The 19,307-nt window shown below is 42.3% G+C and carries 18 protein-coding genes; 16 read left to right on the top strand and 2 right to left on the bottom strand.

The features are described from left to right. Positions 1-39: 39 nt before the first annotated feature. Positions 40-624, bottom strand: coding sequence for a beta-class carbonic anhydrase (locus tag CA598_RS13210; protein WP_094876804.1), 585 nt, complete (start codon positions 622-624; stop codon positions 40-42). A 137-nt stretch (positions 625-761) separates the two neighbouring features. Between CA598_RS13210 and CA598_RS13215 the strand changes: the two genes are divergently transcribed. Then, a complete protein-coding gene (locus tag CA598_RS13215) occupies positions 762-1,199 on the top strand; it encodes an Lrp/AsnC family transcriptional regulator (protein WP_094870003.1) in 438 nt (145 codons plus the stop codon). 93 nt (positions 1,200-1,292) lie between these two features. Here CA598_RS13215 and CA598_RS13220 read toward each other — a convergent pair whose 3' ends face one another. Beyond that, a complete protein-coding gene (locus CA598_RS13220) occupies positions 1,293-2,231 on the bottom strand; it encodes a helix-turn-helix transcriptional regulator (RefSeq protein ID WP_094876805.1) in 939 nt (312 codons plus the stop codon). Between the two features lie 96 nt (positions 2,232-2,327). On the opposite strand from CA598_RS13220, the gene CA598_RS13225 reads away from it, so the two are divergent. From CA598_RS13225 to CA598_RS13295, 15 genes are all read left to right on the top strand, one after another. Continuing rightward, positions 2,328-2,780: a VOC family protein gene (locus tag CA598_RS13225; RefSeq protein WP_094876806.1), complete on the top strand. Its 453-nt coding sequence runs from the start codon at positions 2,328-2,330 to the stop codon at positions 2,778-2,780. Between the two features lie 196 nt (positions 2,781-2,976). Beyond that, a complete protein-coding gene (locus CA598_RS13230) occupies positions 2,977-3,558 on the top strand; it encodes a TetR/AcrR family transcriptional regulator (RefSeq protein WP_094870006.1) in 582 nt (193 codons plus the stop codon). A gap of 37 nt (positions 3,559-3,595) precedes the next feature. Then, entirely contained in the window at positions 3,596-4,906 is a 1,311-nt protein-coding gene (locus CA598_RS13235) for a cytosine permease (protein ID WP_094876807.1), read from the top strand. A gap of 10 nt (positions 4,907-4,916) precedes the next feature. Further along, complete coding sequence (locus CA598_RS13240) at positions 4,917-6,023, top strand: S-methyl thiohydantoin desulfurase family protein (protein WP_094870043.1); 1,107 nt, start codon at positions 4,917-4,919, stop codon at positions 6,021-6,023. Beyond that, on the top strand, positions 6,023-7,603 hold the full coding sequence (locus tag CA598_RS13245) for an ROK family protein (RefSeq protein ID WP_094876808.1): 1,581 nt from the start codon (positions 6,023-6,025) through the stop codon (positions 7,601-7,603). Before CA598_RS13240 ends, CA598_RS13245 begins: the two co-directional genes overlap by 1 nt. A gap of 145 nt (positions 7,604-7,748) precedes the next feature. Then, complete coding sequence (locus tag CA598_RS13250; protein ID WP_094876809.1) at positions 7,749-9,629, top strand: PAS domain S-box protein; 1,881 nt, start codon at positions 7,749-7,751, stop codon at positions 9,627-9,629. 168 nt (positions 9,630-9,797) lie between these two features. After that, complete coding sequence (locus tag CA598_RS13255; RefSeq protein WP_094876810.1) at positions 9,798-10,142, top strand: YojF family protein; 345 nt, start codon at positions 9,798-9,800, stop codon at positions 10,140-10,142. Between the two features lie 23 nt (positions 10,143-10,165). Beyond that, entirely contained in the window at positions 10,166-10,819 is a 654-nt protein-coding gene (bshB2, locus tag CA598_RS13260) for a bacillithiol biosynthesis deacetylase BshB2 (RefSeq protein WP_094876837.1), read from the top strand. Positions 10,820-10,989: 170 nt separating this feature from the next. Further along, on the top strand, positions 10,990-11,586 hold the full coding sequence (locus CA598_RS13265) for a hypothetical protein (protein WP_094876811.1): 597 nt from the start codon (positions 10,990-10,992) through the stop codon (positions 11,584-11,586). 118 nt (positions 11,587-11,704) lie between these two features. Next, a complete protein-coding gene (locus CA598_RS13270) occupies positions 11,705-13,078 on the top strand; it encodes a hypothetical protein (RefSeq protein WP_094876812.1) in 1,374 nt (457 codons plus the stop codon). A gap of 83 nt (positions 13,079-13,161) precedes the next feature. After that, positions 13,162-14,154, top strand: a complete 993-nt coding sequence (locus CA598_RS13275; protein ID WP_094876813.1) for a LacI family DNA-binding transcriptional regulator — start codon at positions 13,162-13,164, stop codon at positions 14,152-14,154. A 318-nt stretch (positions 14,155-14,472) separates the two neighbouring features. After that, on the top strand, positions 14,473-15,768 hold the full coding sequence (locus tag CA598_RS13280) for an ABC transporter substrate-binding protein (RefSeq protein WP_094876814.1): 1,296 nt from the start codon (positions 14,473-14,475) through the stop codon (positions 15,766-15,768). 84 nt (positions 15,769-15,852) lie between these two features. Then, positions 15,853-16,737, top strand: coding sequence for a carbohydrate ABC transporter permease (locus tag CA598_RS13285; protein ID WP_094876815.1), 885 nt, complete (start codon positions 15,853-15,855; stop codon positions 16,735-16,737). After that, on the top strand, positions 16,737-17,573 hold the full coding sequence (locus tag CA598_RS13290; RefSeq protein WP_094876838.1) for a carbohydrate ABC transporter permease: 837 nt from the start codon (positions 16,737-16,739) through the stop codon (positions 17,571-17,573). The genes CA598_RS13285 and CA598_RS13290 overlap by 1 nt, the downstream gene beginning before the upstream one ends. A gap of 45 nt (positions 17,574-17,618) precedes the next feature. After that, on the top strand, positions 17,619-19,301 hold the full coding sequence (locus CA598_RS13295) for a glycoside hydrolase family 13 protein (protein ID WP_094876816.1): 1,683 nt from the start codon (positions 17,619-17,621) through the stop codon (positions 19,299-19,301). Positions 19,302-19,307: the final 6 nt, after the last annotated feature.

Below are 19,307 nucleotides of genomic sequence, written 5' to 3' on the forward strand. Positions count from 1 at the left end.
ATTTTATTGCTCCCTTTAGTTTAGTATAATGAGTATCGCTTAGTGCTTGTCGTAGCCTGTTACTTGTTCATATCCATTTACAATCAGATCGAGTTTACCAGTGTCGGGTGCAATCACCAGACCATGAACAGCTACCTCTTTCGGAATGAGCGGATGATTACGCACCAGATCTATGTTTCCTTTAATCGAATCTACGACATTCGTAAAGCCGAACAACCATTTATGAAGATCGATACCTGCATATTCAAGTGAAGAAAGAATTTCTGGTGTCGCGACTCCACGATCCATTATTTTTTGAAGTGTTCCTTCAGGGTTACTTTGACTCATGCCACAATTGTGGTGACCGATAATATAAATTTCTTCCGCATTCAGTTCATAGACAGCCGTTACGATACTGCGCATGATGCTTCCAAATGCATGGGTAATCGTTCCACCTGCTGTTTTGATGACTTTGGCATCCCCATTGTGTATATTTAGGGCTTTAGGTAACAGTTCAATCAGTCGTGCATCCATGCATGTTACGACAACCATGCGTTTTTTAGGGAATTTTGTTCCCTCATAAGGTAGATACTCCTTGTCTTCTACGAACTGATCGTTATACTCTAAAATTTCTTGTAATAGCATTCTTGGACCTCCTTTAAAGTGTTTAGTTATCACTGTTTCAATGGCTACTAACTAGTGAATCAGGATATAACTAAGTATAGATAGTCATGCTTAAATGCTGAATAAGTTGGCGAAACGCTATATGTCCATTTGCTTTCATGACGAAAGGATTGATTTTTATTTTTGATCATATCGATTTTGCGATACTAGCATTACTAAAAGAAAACTCCAGAATTCAGTGGAAGGACATTGGCCAAAAGATACATATGACCGGCCAAGCGGTCGGAAATCGCATTAGGCGTTTAGAAGATTTAGGGGTTATCGAGCAATATACGATCGTTACTAATAAAGCAAAGCTAGGACTGTCTATCACAGCCTTTATTACATTTTTTGTGGAATCAGCCAATCATCCTTTATTCCAGAAGTTCGTGATGGCAGAGGATGCTATTACCGAAGTGCATCGAATTAGCGGAGAAGGATGTTATGTGTTAACCGGACATTTTGCTTCTAATGAGGAGCTTGAGGCATTTCTGGCACAGCTTTTGAAACATGGCAATTATCGAGTGAATCTATCCATCGGAAAAATAAAATCATAATCCATGCCAAAATAAACCGCTAGAATTTACAATGCGGTCTATTTTGGAGAAGTAGTAAAGAGGGGCATAGACCCTTCTTTTTTTTCGTTCCATTTATAGTTTCTGATAGTGATTTAAGAGATTCTCAACTTTATCCTGAATCATTTGTTTCAAGGCTTCAGGCTTCACCGCTCTAACATATTGACCATAACGCATGAAATAATTAGCTAGAAATTCTTCTTCGCCTGGATGATAGAATCCCTTAATGATAGTTCTCGGGCCAGCTTCTATTTCCATAGAAGGATAATGTTCTTTATAAAAAATATCCTTGGCTTGTTCCTCGATCTCAACTTCAAAGTGAATATTGCTCGCGGATTGATAAAATTCTAAGGAACGGCTAAGAAGTTCTTCTAAAGAATAGCGGGCTGCTCTCTTATCTTCTTCCAAGAAGGATATTCTATCCCCTCTGTAAACCCTATATTTATTCGTAGTAAGCTCTATTCCAGTAGCATACCATTGCCCAAACTTTGCGGAAATTTTGAAGAATTGCACAGAGTAGCTTTTTAGCTGGTTGTTTTTTGTATATTCAATGTTACAGGCACTCTCATTTAGAATACTTGCTAGGATTTTATCTAAGAAACGACTAACATGCTTATGCTGAACCATTTCGAATTGCAGAACCTTTTTCATTTTATGAATCTGGTCGATTTGTGTATTCGATAGACAGTGTTCGAACTTTTCGTTTAGCTTGTTCACACTTAAATGAAACGGAGTGGATTGATAAGATTCTAAGGTCAGCATGGCAAAGTACAGTGCATACACTTCATCCATGGTGAAAATAATAGGGGATAACAATCTATTTTTTAAAATACCATATCGTCCATATCTCCCATGCTCCGAAAAGATAGGCATACCTAATTGTTCTAATGAAGCAATATCACGTAGCGCTGTGCTTTTTGAAATATTATATTTCGCCATAAGGTCACTTAGATTAAAAAACTCTCGCCCGTTTAAGTATCGCATCATGTCATTTAATCGTTCTGATTTCTTCATATAAAAAGCTCCTTATTAAGGTGTCATGTTTTGATACCTTTATATATGATAATAAGTTCAGGGCCACATATCAAACCTACGAAGGAGAGTTATACGATGAGCGCAACACTAGAAGTAGCTATTTTCTTATCGATGAACGGAAGCACAAAGGAAGCTATAGAATTTTACGAACAACATTTTAAGGCAGAGGAATTGCTACGTGTTACTTATCAACAGCTTGCAGAACGTGACCGTTCCATACAGCTTACGGATGAGAATAAGGATTACATTACTCACTCTGTTTTGTTAATCGGAAAAACAAAAGTAATGATAGCAGAAGATACAATGAATAAGAATGAGAAATATACAGTGGGGAATAACACATCATTGTGTATACAAAGTGCTGATTTAGAGGAAATTGAAGGTTTTTATAAAAGCTTAGTGACAGATGAGCGCGTAAAGATTATTGCTCCTTTATCTAGTAATGTGTTCAGCAAAGCCTATGGCATTATTGAAGACCCATTTGGTATTCAAATTCAATTGATGTTTGATGAGAGATTACATTCATAAAAATATGTACTTTGCGTCTAATGCACACCGAGTGAACCGTTCAGCTGACCATCAATCAGGAAGTTATCCTGATGGTGGTCAGTTTTTTTGCATTCATTTAGTGTTGTTTTTTCTGAAAACAATTGAATTTTTATGCATAAAGATGTATAGTAATTTTTAATTAACGTTAATTAAGTAAATGAGGATGTGAAATATCTTGACCAAAAACAAGCTGAAAGAAGTGGCGATGAGATTATTTGGTGAGAAGGGGTACGAAGGTACAGCTCTTTCTGAAATTGCGAAGGAAGTTGGCGTGAAGACTCCGGCGATCTATGCCTTTTTTGAGAATAAAGAGGATTTGTTTATGACGGTCTTCCGTGAGGCGATGTTGTCCTATAACACTTATATTCAGGAGTTGTCGGAAGATCAGAAGGTGCTGAGTGCGAAGGAAAGTCTTCGTGGCATTCTATCCAGACAGTATCAATTCTATCAGCAGAGTCCTGAAGCAAGCAAAATCGTACTGAGGTATGTAGTCTTTCCACCGGGATTTTTGAAGGAAACGATTGAGGAAGCATTCCTGGCGTCGGACGCCATACTGACGAAGATCATTGAACAATTCATCTCGCAAGGGATGGAAGAGGGTGTAATTCGCGATAAATCCGTGCAGCTTCTCGTAGACGCTTTTCTCAACTTGATGGATGGATTAAGCATGCAATATTTCTATTACACTTCTAAAGGAATATATGAGCGTAAACTGAACCATGCGTTTGAAATGTACTGGAATGGGGCGTCCTCATAGAACTACGGAAGATGATAACAACAAGGGGATGGGGAGAATGGCAGAAGTAAGTCAAGTAAAGCAGAAGGATTCAAGCTCGGGGGATTTTGAGAGAGAGCCCGTTCCTATACATATGCGTAAAAGATGGCTGTCCATGTCGCTTGTCTGGATCGCCATCGGGATTGATTTATCAGCAATGTTCTTGGGGGCACAGCTTGGCAATGGCATGAATCTCACAGATTCGCTGACAGCTACGATCATCGGATCGATGATTCTAGGGGTAATTGGAGCTATGTGTGCATATGTAGGTGCGAAAACGGGTTTATCTACGTCGATGATCTCACGTTTTCTATTCGGAAATGTAGGTGCACGTGTCGTTGCGATTATCCTCGGTATTTTCTCACTCGGTTGGTTTGGGGTGCAGGTCGGATTCTTCGCTTCGAATATGCAGACTGCGTTTAGTCAATTATGGGATATTCATTTGTCCCTAGGCGTGCTTTCATTTATAGGCGGGCTGCTGATGATGTCGACGGCTATTTGGGGGTATCGATCCATTGAGCGGCTAAGCACCTGGTCCGTGCCATTGCTTATTTTATTTATCGGAGTGGCTATTTATTCAGCGTTCCACACCAAAGGAGCTTCAGCTGCCTGGGAACCGATTAGCGGTGCAACGATCCCAATGGGAACAGCGATTTCGCTTGTTATCGGTATCTTTATTGTGGGTACGGTGCTGTCACCTGATATAGCTCGTTGGGCACGTACTCCTATGCATGCCATTACGGCTGCGTTTATCGGCTTCTTTGTAGGAAACAGCTTTATGGCGATTGTGGCAATCTTTCTATCTAGAATCATGGATACAGATGATCTAACGAATATTTTCATTGCGCTGGGGCTTGGTCTTCCTGCGATTATCGTCTTAACACTTGCGCAATGGACGACGAATACGAGTAACTTATACTCAGCATCGCTAGGTTTCTCTGTCGTGTTCCAAAAAGTACCGAAGAAGCTGATTACGATTATTGCTGGTATTATTGCTACGTTTCTTGCCGTATTAGGGATCTATGATAAGTTCTTATCTTTCCTAAACATTATTACGATGTTTGTCTCACCCATCGGGGGGATTTATACATCTGAATTTTTGCTTGTGGATCGAAAGAAATTCACTTTTGAAGGTTTGGACCGCAATAAAAACTGGGTGATTCGCTCCTTAGCCGTATGGGTTGCAGCTACGTTATTTGCTTTTATGACCACCGCAGCTCCAGATGGATTTGGATGGTTCCAGGTGACGAGTGTTCCGGCATTAGATGCCTTTATGTTCGCCTTTATCGTGCAATGGATGGTCGGCAAAATCATGACAAAGAAGGGATAACATCATGAGAATGAACAAACTAACAGAATTAAATGAGCAAGCAATACAATATATCGCTGTAGGTGCAGCCGTTCTTGGAACAGGTGGGGGCGGTGACCCGCATATTGGTAAATTAATGGCGAAGGAAGCCATTCGTAAACATGGTCCTGTTCGTGTGATCAGTCCAGAGGATCTGGAGGACGACGCTTTGGTTGTTCCTATATCCATGATTGGTGCACCCACGGTTATGAATGAGAAGATACCTTCGATTCAGCAAATGATCAAACCTTTGGATATGATTGAAAAAGAGCTTGGACGCAAAGTGAATGCCATTATGCCCATTGAGGTTGGCGGCGGCAACTCTCTGATTCCTGTAATCACGGCGGCGGAACGCAACATCCCTATCGTGGATGCGGATGCCATGGGACGTGCTTTTCCTGAATCGCAAATGGTGACGTTCTACTTGGACGGTATAGACTGCAGTCCGATTACGATGGCGGATGAACGCGGCAATGGTGTGCTAATGCATGCGATCGATGGTGTCTGGGAAGAGCGGATGGCGCGCGCCGTGACGATTCAAATGGGTGGATCAGCCTCGATCTGTGATTATCCATTGTCTGGAGCACAGGTGAAACAAAGTGCAATTCCATATACCCTAACGCTTGCTTATGAAATTGGAAAAACATTATTCGAAGCTAAGGAAATGAAAAAGAATCCAATCGAAGAGCTATTGAAGCAGTTGAATGGGTATGAATTGTTCCAGGGCAAAGCTGTAGATATTCGTCGCCGGACAGAAGGCGGATTCACACGTGGTGAAGCGATCTTCGAAGGTACGGATGCTAAAAAAGGAAGTACGATGAGTTTGTTCTTCCAGAATGAGTTCCTTCTGGCTACAGAGGATGGAAGCTCAGTAGCGGTTACCCCTGATTTGATTTCGGTGCTTGATCAGGATACAGGCATGCCGATTACAACTGAAAATTTGAAATACGGTGCCCGGGTGACTGTGGTCGGTTTCCCTTGTGATCCGAAATGGCGTTCGCAAAAGGGTCTTGAGACGGTAGGGCCACAGTATTTTGGTTATGATGCATCTTATGTTCCAATTGAAAAATTGGCAGCAGAGAAAGGGGGAGCAGAGTAATGTCTCAGACGAATATTAATAACAAGGATGAAATTTACCGCATTGGGATTGATGTCGGCGGGACCAATACAGATGCTGCCTTGCTCGATTCCAAATTAAAGGCTATTCACACGATAAAGGTACATACCACACGTGATGTGAATGAGGGCATCAGTGAATCGATTGGCCGTTTGCTTGAAGAGAGTAACGTCAATCCGGCGCAGATTCGTTATGCGATGCTCGGAACTACGCACTGTACGAATGCTATTGTAGAACGCAAGCACTTAGGGAAAGTAGGCTTGATTCGTATCGGCGCACCGGCAACAACTGCTGTTCCTCCACTTGCGGATTGGGACGATACGCTGAAAGCAATGGTCTGCCCACATGCTTATGTTGTTCACGGTGGTTATGAATATGATGGTCGTACGATTGTTGAGATGGATGAAGCTGAGGTTATTGACTGCTTTTTGAAGATGAAGGGTGAGGTTGAAGCGGTTGCAATCTGTGGTGTGTTCTCTCCAGTGAATACTTCACAGGAAAAACGTGTTCAAGAGCTTGCGAAGCAAGTACTCGGGGAAGATATGCCTGTGACACTGTCTCATGAAATTGGAAGCATTGGATTGCTTGAGCGTGAGAATGCCTCCTTGTTAAATGGTGCTTTACTTAACGTCATTGCGGGAGTAGTCAAAGGCTTCGAAGAGGCGCTTCACACTTATGGAATTGACGCGAGCTTATACATCTGTCAGAACGATGGAACACTGATGTACAGTGAATATGCGCTTCGTTACCCGATTCTGACGATTGCTTGCGGTCCGACGAATTCCATTCGGGGCGCGGCACACTTGTCAGGTCTGAATGATGCGCTTGTGGTGGATATCGGGGGTACAACAACGGATATCGGCGTTCTCATGCAAGGCTTCCCGCGTCAATCCTCCGCTGCGGTTGAGATTGGCGGGATTCGCACGAACTTCCGCATGCCGGATATCTTATCGATCGGGATCGGCGGCGGGACAATCGTTCGCTTCGATGAAGCGAAGGATCAGGTAACAGTGGGTCCCGATAGCGTGGGGTACGAGCTATTGAAGCGTGGCCTGATCTTTGGTGGAGATACGCTCACAGCAACCGATGTGGCGGTTAAGCTTGGAAGATACGAATGGAAAGATGCGCTGACTGAGAAGCTTAGTGAATCAATCTGCCGCAGAGCCGATGAGATCATTACCCAAGATATTGAGGATGCGATTGATCGGATGAAGACTAGCTCGGACCCTGTTGACGTTATTTTGGTCGGCGGCGGAAGCATTCTTGTAGCCGATCAGCTTGAGGGTGTAGCGCGGATAGTAAGACCGGATCACTATGATGCAGCGAATGCGATTGGCGCAGCACTAGGTGAAGTTAGCGGAGAGACCGAGCGAATCTATTCGCTGGATGAGATGTCTTACGATGAAGCTAAGGAAGATGCTCGCAACCATGCGATTGAACAAGCCGTTCTTGCTGGTGCAGCTCGTGAGACTGTACAGATCGTGCTGTCTGAGGATATTCCGATTGCATACTTGCCAGGCAATGCATTGCTTGTAAAAGTGAAAGCGGCTGGACGTTTATAGGTTGAATATTTTCTGATCAGCTTCAACTAACCGATTCAAATAACAATCAATTGGGTATATAAGACTATAAGTTATGAATAGGACCTTCTCAAATAGAAGGTCTATTTTTTCACGTAAAATATTACATTATCCCATGGAGGTCGCTATGCATCGCGTAAACCTAAACAAGGAACAATTCAACCAACAGGTGATTAATTATGCTTCCTTTGGGATAGCCCTTTTATCATCAGAGGGGTTGATTTTGACGGTGAATCCAGCTTTCGAACAGATCTTTGGTTATTTCAAGGAAGAGTTTGAAGGCATGCGGTTAGAAGAATTGTCTCACCCCGAGGAACTCGGCAGCCTCCATGATCTAAAGGCGCTCATGGATGGGGAAACTAATATACAGCTCGAAAAGCGGTTTGTCACAAAAAATGGTGCTAATATATGGGGACAGCTTACTATTCATCTATTCAACGAGGAGTCAACCCAGCCATCCTATTTCATTTGCCAAATCATAAACATTACCAAACAAAAGGAATCCGAACAACGCCTTCAGGAGTCTGTTGAGCGTTATACGTCACTTAAAAAATACAATCATGATGCCGTCATTTCCTTTGGTCTCGATGGCCGAATCATAAATACTAATAACATGGCGGAAAAGATAACCGGTTACTCCATAGAGTCTGAGTTGATTGGGATGAAGCTTGCAAGTCTGATCGGAGAGGCAAATGTACAGCGTATTCTGGAAAGAGCTCTTTACGATAATACGGTAGAGCAGCACATCAACAAGCTTGTCACTAAAGAGAGCGAATTAGTCGAGGTGCTTACCAGTATTGCACCCATATATGTGAACAATCAAAATATTGGATTTTACCTTATATGCAAGGACATCTCCGAGCAAAGGCAATTGTCGCTGGCTAAGGAGGCTGCTGAGTCTACGAATAGAGCTAAAAGTGAGTTCCTGGCTATGATGAGCCACGAAATCCGCACGCCTATGAATGGGGTGATCGGCATGACAGATATTTTGCTGGAAACAGAACTCAATGAAGAACAACGTGAATATGTAGAAATCATTCGCAAAAGCGGAGGAATCTTACTTAATATAATTAATGATATCCTTGATCTTTCAAAAATTGAGGCTGGCCGAAGTGAACTGCAAGAGGATACATTCGATCTGGGCAATTGCCTCAAGGAGAGCTTTGAAGTCATTGCAATAAGAGCCGAACAAAAACATCTGGAGCTGTCCAGCACCATAAATCACGATGTTCCTGATTTTATTTTTGGAGATTCGGAGCGTTTAAAGCAGGTGATATTAAACCTGCTAAGCAATGCAGTGAAATTCACAAACGAGGGCAGCATATCAGTAAAGGTAAGGCTTGTAAAAGAGGATCCCTCCCTGTTGGCCTTTACGGTAACCGATACTGGCATTGGCGTTGACCCTAAGCGACTTACGGACATCTTTGAACCGTTTGAGCAGGCTGATAGCTTTATGATGCGCAGACACGAGGGGACGGGTCTTGGACTTGCCATTAGCCGCAGAATTGTCGAAATGATGGGCGGTGAGATCTATGCGGAGAGTGACGGTAAAAGTGGCACGTCGGTTACCTTCACAATCAGACCCAAGAAATCAGTCGTAAATCCTATTAAAGAGGCTAGCGTCGACAAGCCTCATTCCACACGTACGGGTAGCATTTTACTTGCGGAAGATAATTCTATCAATGCGCTAGTGCTGACCAAAATTCTCGAAAAAATGGGTCACAACGTTACCGCCGTCACAAACGGTATAGAAGCGGTTGAAGCCGCGAGAAAGAACTCCTTTGATCTTATTTTATTGGATCTTCACATGCCCATTATGAACGGTATTGATGCCATGAAGGTTTTAAAAGATGAGCATAAGGAGAACTGTCCACCGATTGTTGCAGTCACGGCAAATGCTTTAATGGGGGACCGTGAAAAGTGTCTGGCTGCTGGAATGGATGAGTATATCAGTAAACCAGTTAAGCGTGAGGTCATCGTAAAGATGTTAGATCAGTTTGTGGGCTAAAAAAACAGCATGACATCCCAGTGGTTCTATCCATTGAATTACATAGCTTTGCAAGTTATACTTTGATGAGAAATACGGACCCGCTTATCATTTAACAGATCCGTCCTTTATAAGGTATGGATCTTATTTTTCGTATGAATATATTCATTCAGATATGGAGGCGCGACATTGCAGCTAATCAATCAATCCGAAATACAAGAGAGGATCGGCCTGCTTAAAGATCAGGATCTGTATATCCATCTTGAGATGACAACGGGAGCATACGCTGCCCATTTCGATAGTTCTAAACATCCGGCGGCTACTTTCATTACTAATGCTGTGATCCGATATTCCCATGGTTCGATTTCCGGCAATGGACCTTATCGGGTCGGCTTAAAAATGTCGCAGGGCTGGGTATACTCGGAAGGGTTAACTCACTATGAAGAGAGTGAGACAGAAAAATTGATTCTGGCCGGGCATGATAGTCAAGGAAAACTGGTCGTATCTTTACAATTAAGCCGGGAGCCGTTCTAATGGTAGAGGAGATGAGGAATTCAGTGGAAAGACATATTCTAGTTATATTACCGCATCCGGATGACGAAGCCTTCGGTATCTCTGGAACGCTTGCTAAGCATGTGCAAAACGGCACCCAAGTCACCTACGCTTGTCTGACACTGGGAGAGATGGGCCGGAATATGGGCGTTCCGCCATTTGCAAACCGGGTAACCCTCCCACAGATACGTAAGAAAGAGCTGGAAGAATCCTGCCGAGCGATTGGAATACAGGATTTGAGAATGCTTGGTTTCCACGATAAGACGATTGAATTTGAGGATCAAGCGCTGCTAGATAGCCACATTGATGCGCTTCTGAAGGAGCTTAATCCCTCACTGATCCTTACCTTCTATCCGGGGTACAGCGTTCATCCCGATCATGATGCTACCGGAGCTGCGGTGGTTCGAACCGTTCGAAGACTGCCTAAGGCAGAAAGACCACCTGTGCACTGCATAGCTTTTGCCAATAATATTGAAGAGATTGGAAAGCCTCAGGTCACCATTGATGTGAAAGATTTCCTGAAGCAAAAGATGGCGTCCATTCAGGCGCATAAATCCCAATTCCAAGCCGCTGAACTGTTAGGCAGCAAAACGCTAGAGGATAAAGAAATCCAAGATCGTTTTGGAACAGAGCATTTCTGGATCTATCCATTTGAATGATATTAAGTCCGGGCATAAACGCTCGGGCTTTTTCTTTGGGACCCACTGCTGTGGGCATGCTTTATTTTTCTAATATAAGGCATGAATAGCTGTGTCTTTTTCGAATATATGGTAAGGTTTAGGAGGTCGATTAACCAAACCGGTTTCGTTAGGCCAGGAGGTGTATTCGTTTGAAAAAATCATATTTCAATCTCCTTTGTGGAATAGTCATTCTTTTGCTGGTATTCACTGCATGCAGTAAGGAAAGACCCAAGTATGCAGAGCTTTTCACACATGTGGAAGAGCATCGGGCTGTGTTCATGCAGCCGCGTGAAGAAGGGCTTGCTGCTTTGCAAATTGCGGATACTGTGGGTGAATACGATACAACCTTGGGTACAATTATGCAGGATGATATCTTATCCGTGAATCAAAAGGAATTTATACAGCAGATTGTGGTAGATGTTAAGACCAATAAAATCATTGGTTATCGGGTAGGAACCGTTTTTCCCAGATCGGAAAGCGGCTATCAAAATGCGAGAGAACTGGTGCGCGCTTTTCTGGAGCATTACAAACCTGTGGAAGATGAAGAGGCTGAAAAAGTCGAGAAATCAGTCCAAACGATTGACAGGATGGCTCTTCCGCTAAAGCCATTAACAGGCTCTATCGAAGAATCATGGTCATACGGCAAGGGCGAGGATAAATTGTATATAACCTATAGGATGTCGAACAGTTTTCAAGGTGATGATGAATTGCCTTTGAACTTTTATTTCAGCTATGAGAGGGAGTAAGGAACGAAGAGATAAGATGTGATTTACAAAAAAATACACAAGGACTATTATATTTCTATAGGTAATTATATCCTTTTTTTCCTAAACAATTGTTCGGACTAAATAACTGGAGGATCAAATGAAAAAGCACGACAAAATCATTTCCTTCATCTTCATACTTGTTATGATGGTGACGGCTATTTACTGGGCCATTTCGACTCAGAGCTGGACCATGCTGGGCACCCTCGCTTCTGTGGTCTGTTTCGGGCTTTTTGCGCTATTGGGGCTCCGCACTATACCTGTATTGACGGATTTTCTTTTGACGAATCCAGCACCTGAAGTGACTTGGAAGAGTAAGGAGCAGGATAGAAGACAGGCGTGGCTTTATATTATTGGATGGATATTGGCGAGTCGTATCCTGCTTATGCTCATCGGTTATGCATTTTTGATTATACAGGATGGTTATTCAGGTGGCCTGTTTAGCAAAATCGCCGAGACTTGGCATATTTCTGGGATCGATGCTTCAAGTTATCTGGGGATTGCCGAGAACTGGTACGTGACAGAGGGAGATCCAAAGTTCCATATTGTGTTTTTTCCTTTTCTCCCAAATCTAATTAAAGTAGTTCAGGTATTCGTAGGCAATTATCTTGTCGCTGGATTCATCGTTTCCAATATCTCATCGATTGTCGCTGCATTGGTTGCTTATGAACTGGCAGCATTAGACATGCATCGAAAGAATGCCATGCGAGTTGTGAAGTATATTTTTATATTCCCTGCCGCGTTCTTTTTCTTCATTCCGATGACCGAATCTTTATTTCTAGCCCTATCGTTGATGTGTTTATATTTTGTGAGAAAAAAGGAATGGCTGATCGGGTGCTTATGCGGTGCACTTGCAGCATACACACGTTCTCCCGGAGTGCTTCTGATTGTACCGGTTGCGATTGAATTTGGACGGGATCTGATGGGCAACTATAAGCGATTAAGTAACAAAGCCTTTATACATAGAATCATCAGCGCCGTCAGTTTTCTCGCTATCATATCAATGGGCTTGCTGGCCTATCTGTTTATTAATTATCATGTGACGGGAAATGCGTTTCAGTTCAGTATTTATCAGAGAGAGCATTGGTCTCAGCGGTTTTATCTCTTTTTTGATACGGTAAGATATCAGATAGAATATGCTGTGGGCACCTTTAAGAGTGGAGATAGTCGTTCTTTTCTCGGCTTATGGCTGCCCAATTTAATCGCTATATTCTCAGCACTTATTATCATGTTCTTGGGTGCAAAAAAGATACGACCTTCATACACCGCTTATTTCATCGTGTATTTTGCGTTCGTAGTGGGAGCTACCTGGCTGCTGTCAGCCCCGCGGTATTTGCTTGTTGCATTTCCACTAGCTTTTGCTGCTGTTGCGCTCACTGAAGAGAAATCAAAGGATGCTATCCTTACTGTAGTTTCTGTTGTGGGGAGTCTTTTGTATTTAGCGATGTTTGTGGCAGGATATCCAGTGTATTGAGGACCCTTTCATTTTTTTATATTATAAGATAAAATGATTGAAACTGGTTTCAAAAACTGTCCCTATCTGGAGTGAGTGTAGAAATGGCAAATATTTTAGATGTGGCGCGTTTAGCAGGAGTGTCTAAGACGACCGTATCCCGAGTAATAAATAACTATCCTCATATTTCAGCAGATAAAAGAGAATTGGTATTAAAAGCAATGGAAGAGCTTGAATATACACCAAATCTCTCGGCAAGAAGATTAAGAGGACAAGTGACAACAACGATAGCTGTCGTAGTTCCTAGAATTGTGAATCCTTTTTTCTCCTACTTAGTTGATTCCATAGAGAAGGTTGGTTACAGAAACGGCTACCAAACCTTGATATGCCAGACTAATGAGGATAAGGAGAGAGAGTTAACCTATCTAAATTTGTTGAAGACCAAACAAGCGGACGGTATCATCATGGCATCTATTGAGAATGATTGGGAAGTCATTGAACCATACACTGAATTTGGGCCTATTGTGTTATGTAATGAATATGTGAGTCATGCAAAAATTCCGATGATTCGGCTGGATCAATTTAAAGGTACATACTTAGGAATCAAGCACCTAATTGAAAGAGGTCACCGTAAAATTGCTTACTGTACGGGAGGCCTGTTTACCGAGGTAGGAAAAGATAAGGACCGTAACCTAGGTTATCAAAAAGCATTGGAAGAGGCCGGGATTCAAGTGAATCCTAACTGGATTTTGGTCAACCAGCATACCATTGAAGATGGGAAAAGAGTAATGAAGCTCTTGCTTGAAATGAAGGATCGTCCAACCGCCGTGTTTACAGGCAGTGATGAAATTGCTGGTGGCTTGATGATGGCTGCAAAAAAGGAAGGGTTAAGTATCCCACGAGATCTGGCGATCATTGGATTCGATGACCAGCCCCTAGCTGAAATGCTTGATCCCGCATTAACGACTATACGGCAGCCTATAGAGCAGATGGGGCGTAAAGCAGGGGAAGTTCTTATGGAGATGCTGGATGATTCCAATGTAGAGCCAGTTACTTATGAGCTTCCGGTTGAACTGGTAGTCCGAGAATCTACTTAACACTGATAAGCGAATTTGCAATGCAGACTCGCTTTTTTAGTTTTCTTTATTGGTATCGATACCATGTTTTGAGGATAATGAATTAACTGGAATCACCTTGTTTTTCGGTGTTATTTTGAATTTTTTTTAAAACTTAGCTTTAAATTATATTGAAACCGATACCAAGTGATGTTACAATACAGGCAAGAAAGCTTTCTAGGATATAAAGCAGCTAAATGAATGAAGGGATTTTTGAATTAATGAAAACGGTATCAATCTGATGTTCAGACTTTTATAGGGGTCTAGCATATAAAAAAGCACAAAATGGAGGGGTTTTGTTTGAAAAAGATATCTGTTTTATTATTTGTTCTTTTGCTTGCTGTTTCATTGACAGCTTGTGGTGGATCCGACGGAGCGGGATCAAGTCCGGCAGCGAACTCGAAGGATGAACAAGTCAGCATAATTATTACGAACGGAAAAGGTGAAATCGCTTCCCAATGGGAACTAGCAGCTAAAGATTTCATGGCAGCGAATCCGAATATCAAGGTTGAGGCTGTCTCTGGAGCTGTTGGTGATACCGTTAACTTGCTGGATAAACTTACGGCATCCGGTAAAACGGTAACTATGGCGATGATGTCCCCCGATTCCATTGTGAACAAATATAAGGATTTCAGTATAGATCTTTCAGGTGAGAAATGGAATGAAGAAACGGTTTATGGCGTTAAAGACGCAGAGGGGAAAATTGCCGGCTTTCCATTCTCAATAGAAGGCTTCGGTCTCGTATATAACAAGAGTGTACTTGATAAGGCCGTTGGCGGCACTTTCGATCCGCATTCTATTAATACCCGTGACAAACTAAAAGAATTATTAGATCAAATTAAAGCTTCCGGTGTGAAATATCCGGTTGCCTATCAAACCGAAAACTGGTCTGTAGCGAACCATTACAGTACACAGTTTGTGAATCAGGCAGAAGATCCAAACACAATTGTAGATCAACTAAAAGCGGGAACATTCGATTTAGCAAGTAATAATATTTGGAATGGTTACTACGATACGATGGATCTACTGGTATCGAAAGAATATAACAAATATGGTGAACGTCCACTGGGCAAGTACTATGACGATGCGCATGTAAGTGTGGGTAAAGGGGAGTCAGCTATTCTGTTTAACGGAAACTGGGCCTATGATTCATTGCAAGCCGTTAGTGGAGAATCCTTCGGATTTATACCTGTTCCGGTAGATAACAATCCAGACAATCCGCTTAACAATAAGATTGCGGCAGGTCCAACTAATATCCTGGTCATTAATAAAGCGGCAACGCCGGCTGAGCAAGAAGCAGCTAAGAAGTTCCTGAATTGGCTCGTATACGATGAAAAAGGTCAAGATTTTCTGGTGAATCAGTCACAAGTGGTCTCCGCTTTTAAGAACAACACTTTGAAAGTTAATAATCCACTCGGATCAGCGATTGCGGATGCTGTGGTAGCCGGCAATACGATGCCGTTCAGTTCAAACTATGTAAAGGTCGAAGATTGGGGTAACATTCTTGCACCGGATATTCAGAAATATATCGCTCAAAAAGAATCCCGTGCCGATCTTGCCAAAGCTATTGAAACCTATTACAAAAGCCAAAAGTAATTAATCATTTGCTGAATTGGGGAAGCGGGTTGGGTTCACTCTCGCCTGTTTCCTCCTTAAAGCGATTAGGGGTGTGCTAAACGTATGATATCAGAAAAACGTCTGATCAAACGAATGGGCAACCAGTTGTTTTTTACCGGTCCCACGATCATATTCTTTACTATTGCAGTGTTGATTCCATTCGCATATGGATTATATCTCACCTTTACCAATATGACCTCTCCATTAAATCCGATAGAGTTCTCAGGTTTAGCTAACTATAAGACAGCATTTACGGATTCCAAGTTTTGGGATTCTCTTTTATTGACCGTTAAGTTTGTTGTGACAACCGTTATTATCATTAATATTCTCGGTTTTATATTGGCTTATTTAGTGACTTCCGGAGTGAAGATGCAAAATTTCTTTCGAACCTCTCTGTTCACACCGAATCTGATTGGCGGCTTGATTTTGGGTTACATCTGGCAGTTTATATTCGTACAAACTATGCCTTCTATTGGTGAGAAGTTCGGGATAGAGTGGCTGCGTTTAGGGTGGCTAGGGGATGAACATTTGGCTTTCTGGGCCATTGTTATCGTGTCGATCTGGCAATCTGCGGGCTATATGATGATCATCTTTGTGGCTGGTTTAGTTAATGTGCCAAAGGATGTAGTGGAAGCAGCCACGATTGATGGCGCCAATGGATGGCAACGGTTGAGAAAAGTTACTTTACCGCTGATGGTCCCTTCCTTTGTAGTTACCATCTTTTTAACGCTGAAGAATGCCTTTATGGTTTACGACGTTAACTATTCTCTAACAGCAGGCGGACCCTATGATAGTACAACCATGGTATCGATGCATGTGGTGAAAAAGGCTTTTATCGAAAATAATTATGGTGTGGGTCAAGCGGAAGCCTTTGTGCTGTTTGCTATCGTTGCAATTGTTACGGGTCTGCAGGTTTATTTCAGTAAGAAATTGGAGGTTGCTGCATGATGAATGCTAGACGAAAAACTTCCGTGATTCTGACGTATTTATTTTTGGTTATGTTTTTCATCATTTTTGTTTTTCCGTTCTTTCTTATGATCGTCAATTCCTTCAAGAGTAATGGTCAAATTCTCGAAAGCCCTTTTTCACTGCCGACCAGCTTAAACTTTGGGCATTTTGCTGAAGTCATTGATAAAATGAATTTTTTTGTTTCCTTTAGAAATACAGTCGTAGTCACCTTCTTCAGTGTCCTGTTCATTGGTGTTTTTGCAGCAATGACCGCCTATTACATGGTGAGACATTCGACTAAATTTAATAATGGTTTTTTTGCTCTAATGGTGGCTTCCATGATTATTCCGTTTCAGTCCATTATGATTCCCCTGATTTATATCTACGGGGCAAAGCTTCATTGGATCGACGCAGCGCCTATTCCATTATTGATTATTCTCTACATCGGCTTCGGAAGTGCGTTATCGGTATTTATGTACCATGGTTTTGTGAAGTCGATTCCATATGAATTGGAAGAAGCGTCACTGCTCGATGGATGTAATCGTAGACAGACATTCTTCAAGATTGTACTGCCTATGTTAGCTCCAACATCGGTGACCATTGCGATTCTGAATGTGTTATGGATTTGGAATGATTATCTGCTGCCTTCACTGGTGTTGACTAAGGATAACCATTTTACTATGCCTATTAAGATGAAGGTGTTTAACGGAACGTATATGAATAACTGGGAGCTGTTGATACCGGCACTTCTGTTAACGATCCTGCCGATTCTTATTGCTTATTTGTTCGGTCAACGTTACATCATAAGAGGCGTCAGCCAAGGCGCTATTAAATAAGATAAAGAAAGCCCCAGACTCGGGTGCTGGAGGAAGTGTGGAGTTATGGAGACTAGAAACAGCAGCTGGTGGAAAGAAAGTGTAGTTTATCAAATTTATCCCCGGAGTTTTCAGGATTCAAATGGAGATGGAGTAGGAGATTTGCGTGGAATCATCAACCGACTCGGGTATTTAAGGGATTTGGGCATCAATGTTATTTGGTTGTGTCCGGTCTACGATTCACCTAATGATGACAATGGGTATGACATTCGGGATTTCTATAAAATTCAGGATGAGTTTGGAAGTATGGAAGATATGCTCGAATTGATTGCACAAGCGGAAGCGTACGGAATCCGTATGATCATGGATCTGGTAGCGAATCATACCTCGGATGAACATGCTTGGTTTATGGAGTCAAGAAGTTCTAAGGACAATCCAAAGCGAGACTGGTATATATGGAAGCCGGGGAACGATGGTCAGGAGCCTACCAACTGGGAATCGAATTTTGGAGGTTCAGCTTGGGAATATGACGAGACCTCAGAGGAATACTATTTACATTGTTTCTCTAAGAAACAACCGGATCTCAATTGGGAGAATCCCGAAGTTCGCCAAAGCATCTTTTCCATGATGGATTGGTGGATTGACAGGGGAATAGCCGGATTTCGCATTGATGCGATCACATTTATTAAAAAGAATCAGCAATTTCCGCACCTTAAGTCTGAAGACGACCGCCGCTATGTTCCTCTGGCTGAAGCTTGTTTGAATCAATCCGGAATTTTGGATTTTCTTCACGAGATGAAACAGGAGGTTCTTGAACCCCGCAATGTGATGACGGTTGCGGAAGCTCCTGGGGTTCCGATAGAGCAAATTCATGAATATGTAGATGAGCAGAACGGCGTCTTTAATATGATATTTCAATTTGATCATGTAGATCTGGATGCCAAGCCAATGGCTAAAGGAATCTATCATCCTTGGAAGCTGACTGAATTTAAGCACGCAGTATCTAAATGGCAGCTTGAGACAGCTAATAAGGGCTGGATGGCACTTTTTATGGAGAATCATGATCATGTACGTTCGGTTTCAAAATTCGGTAACGACGGGATATACCATAAAGACTCAGCTAAAATGCTGGCTGCCTATTATTTCTTCATGCGAGGAACACCTTTTATTTATCAAGGACAAGAGATTGGAATGACCAATTATTTCATGGCTTCAATTGAAGAGTATAGAGATATTGAGAGCTTAAATTATCACCGTAATGAAACTGCACGGGGTAGGTCTGAGGCAGATATCCTGAACTATTTAGCGATCAGAAGCAGGGATCAGGGCCGCACACCGATGCAATGGAGTTCAGAACCTATGGCCGGATTTACGAATGGGGAGCCATGGATTAATGTGAATCCGAATTACTCATCGATTAATGTGGAGGACGAGCTACAAGACGATAATTCTATCCTTCATTTTTATCGGGAATTAATCAAGCTGAGACGGGACAATAAAGCGTTAATTTATGGTGATTATCATGAGATTTATGTGGACTCGAATGAGCTAGGCGGATATGTTCGAACTTACGGGAATGAGTGTTGGACGGTAATCTGTAATTTTACGGATCAAACCATTCCGTTAACTGATCCTCTTGCAGGCCATGTTGTACTGTCTAACCTTAATAATCATGATAAGGGTCTGTTGAGGCCTTATGAGGCATTGATCTGCAAAGGGGAAAAGAGTGCAGATGCAGCCGAAATCTAAATAGGG

It is taken from the genome of Paenibacillus sp. VTT E-133291 (assembly GCF_002264395.1).
Classification (GTDB): Bacteria; Bacillota; Bacilli; order Paenibacillales; family Paenibacillaceae; genus Paenibacillus_AQ; species Paenibacillus_AQ nitricinens.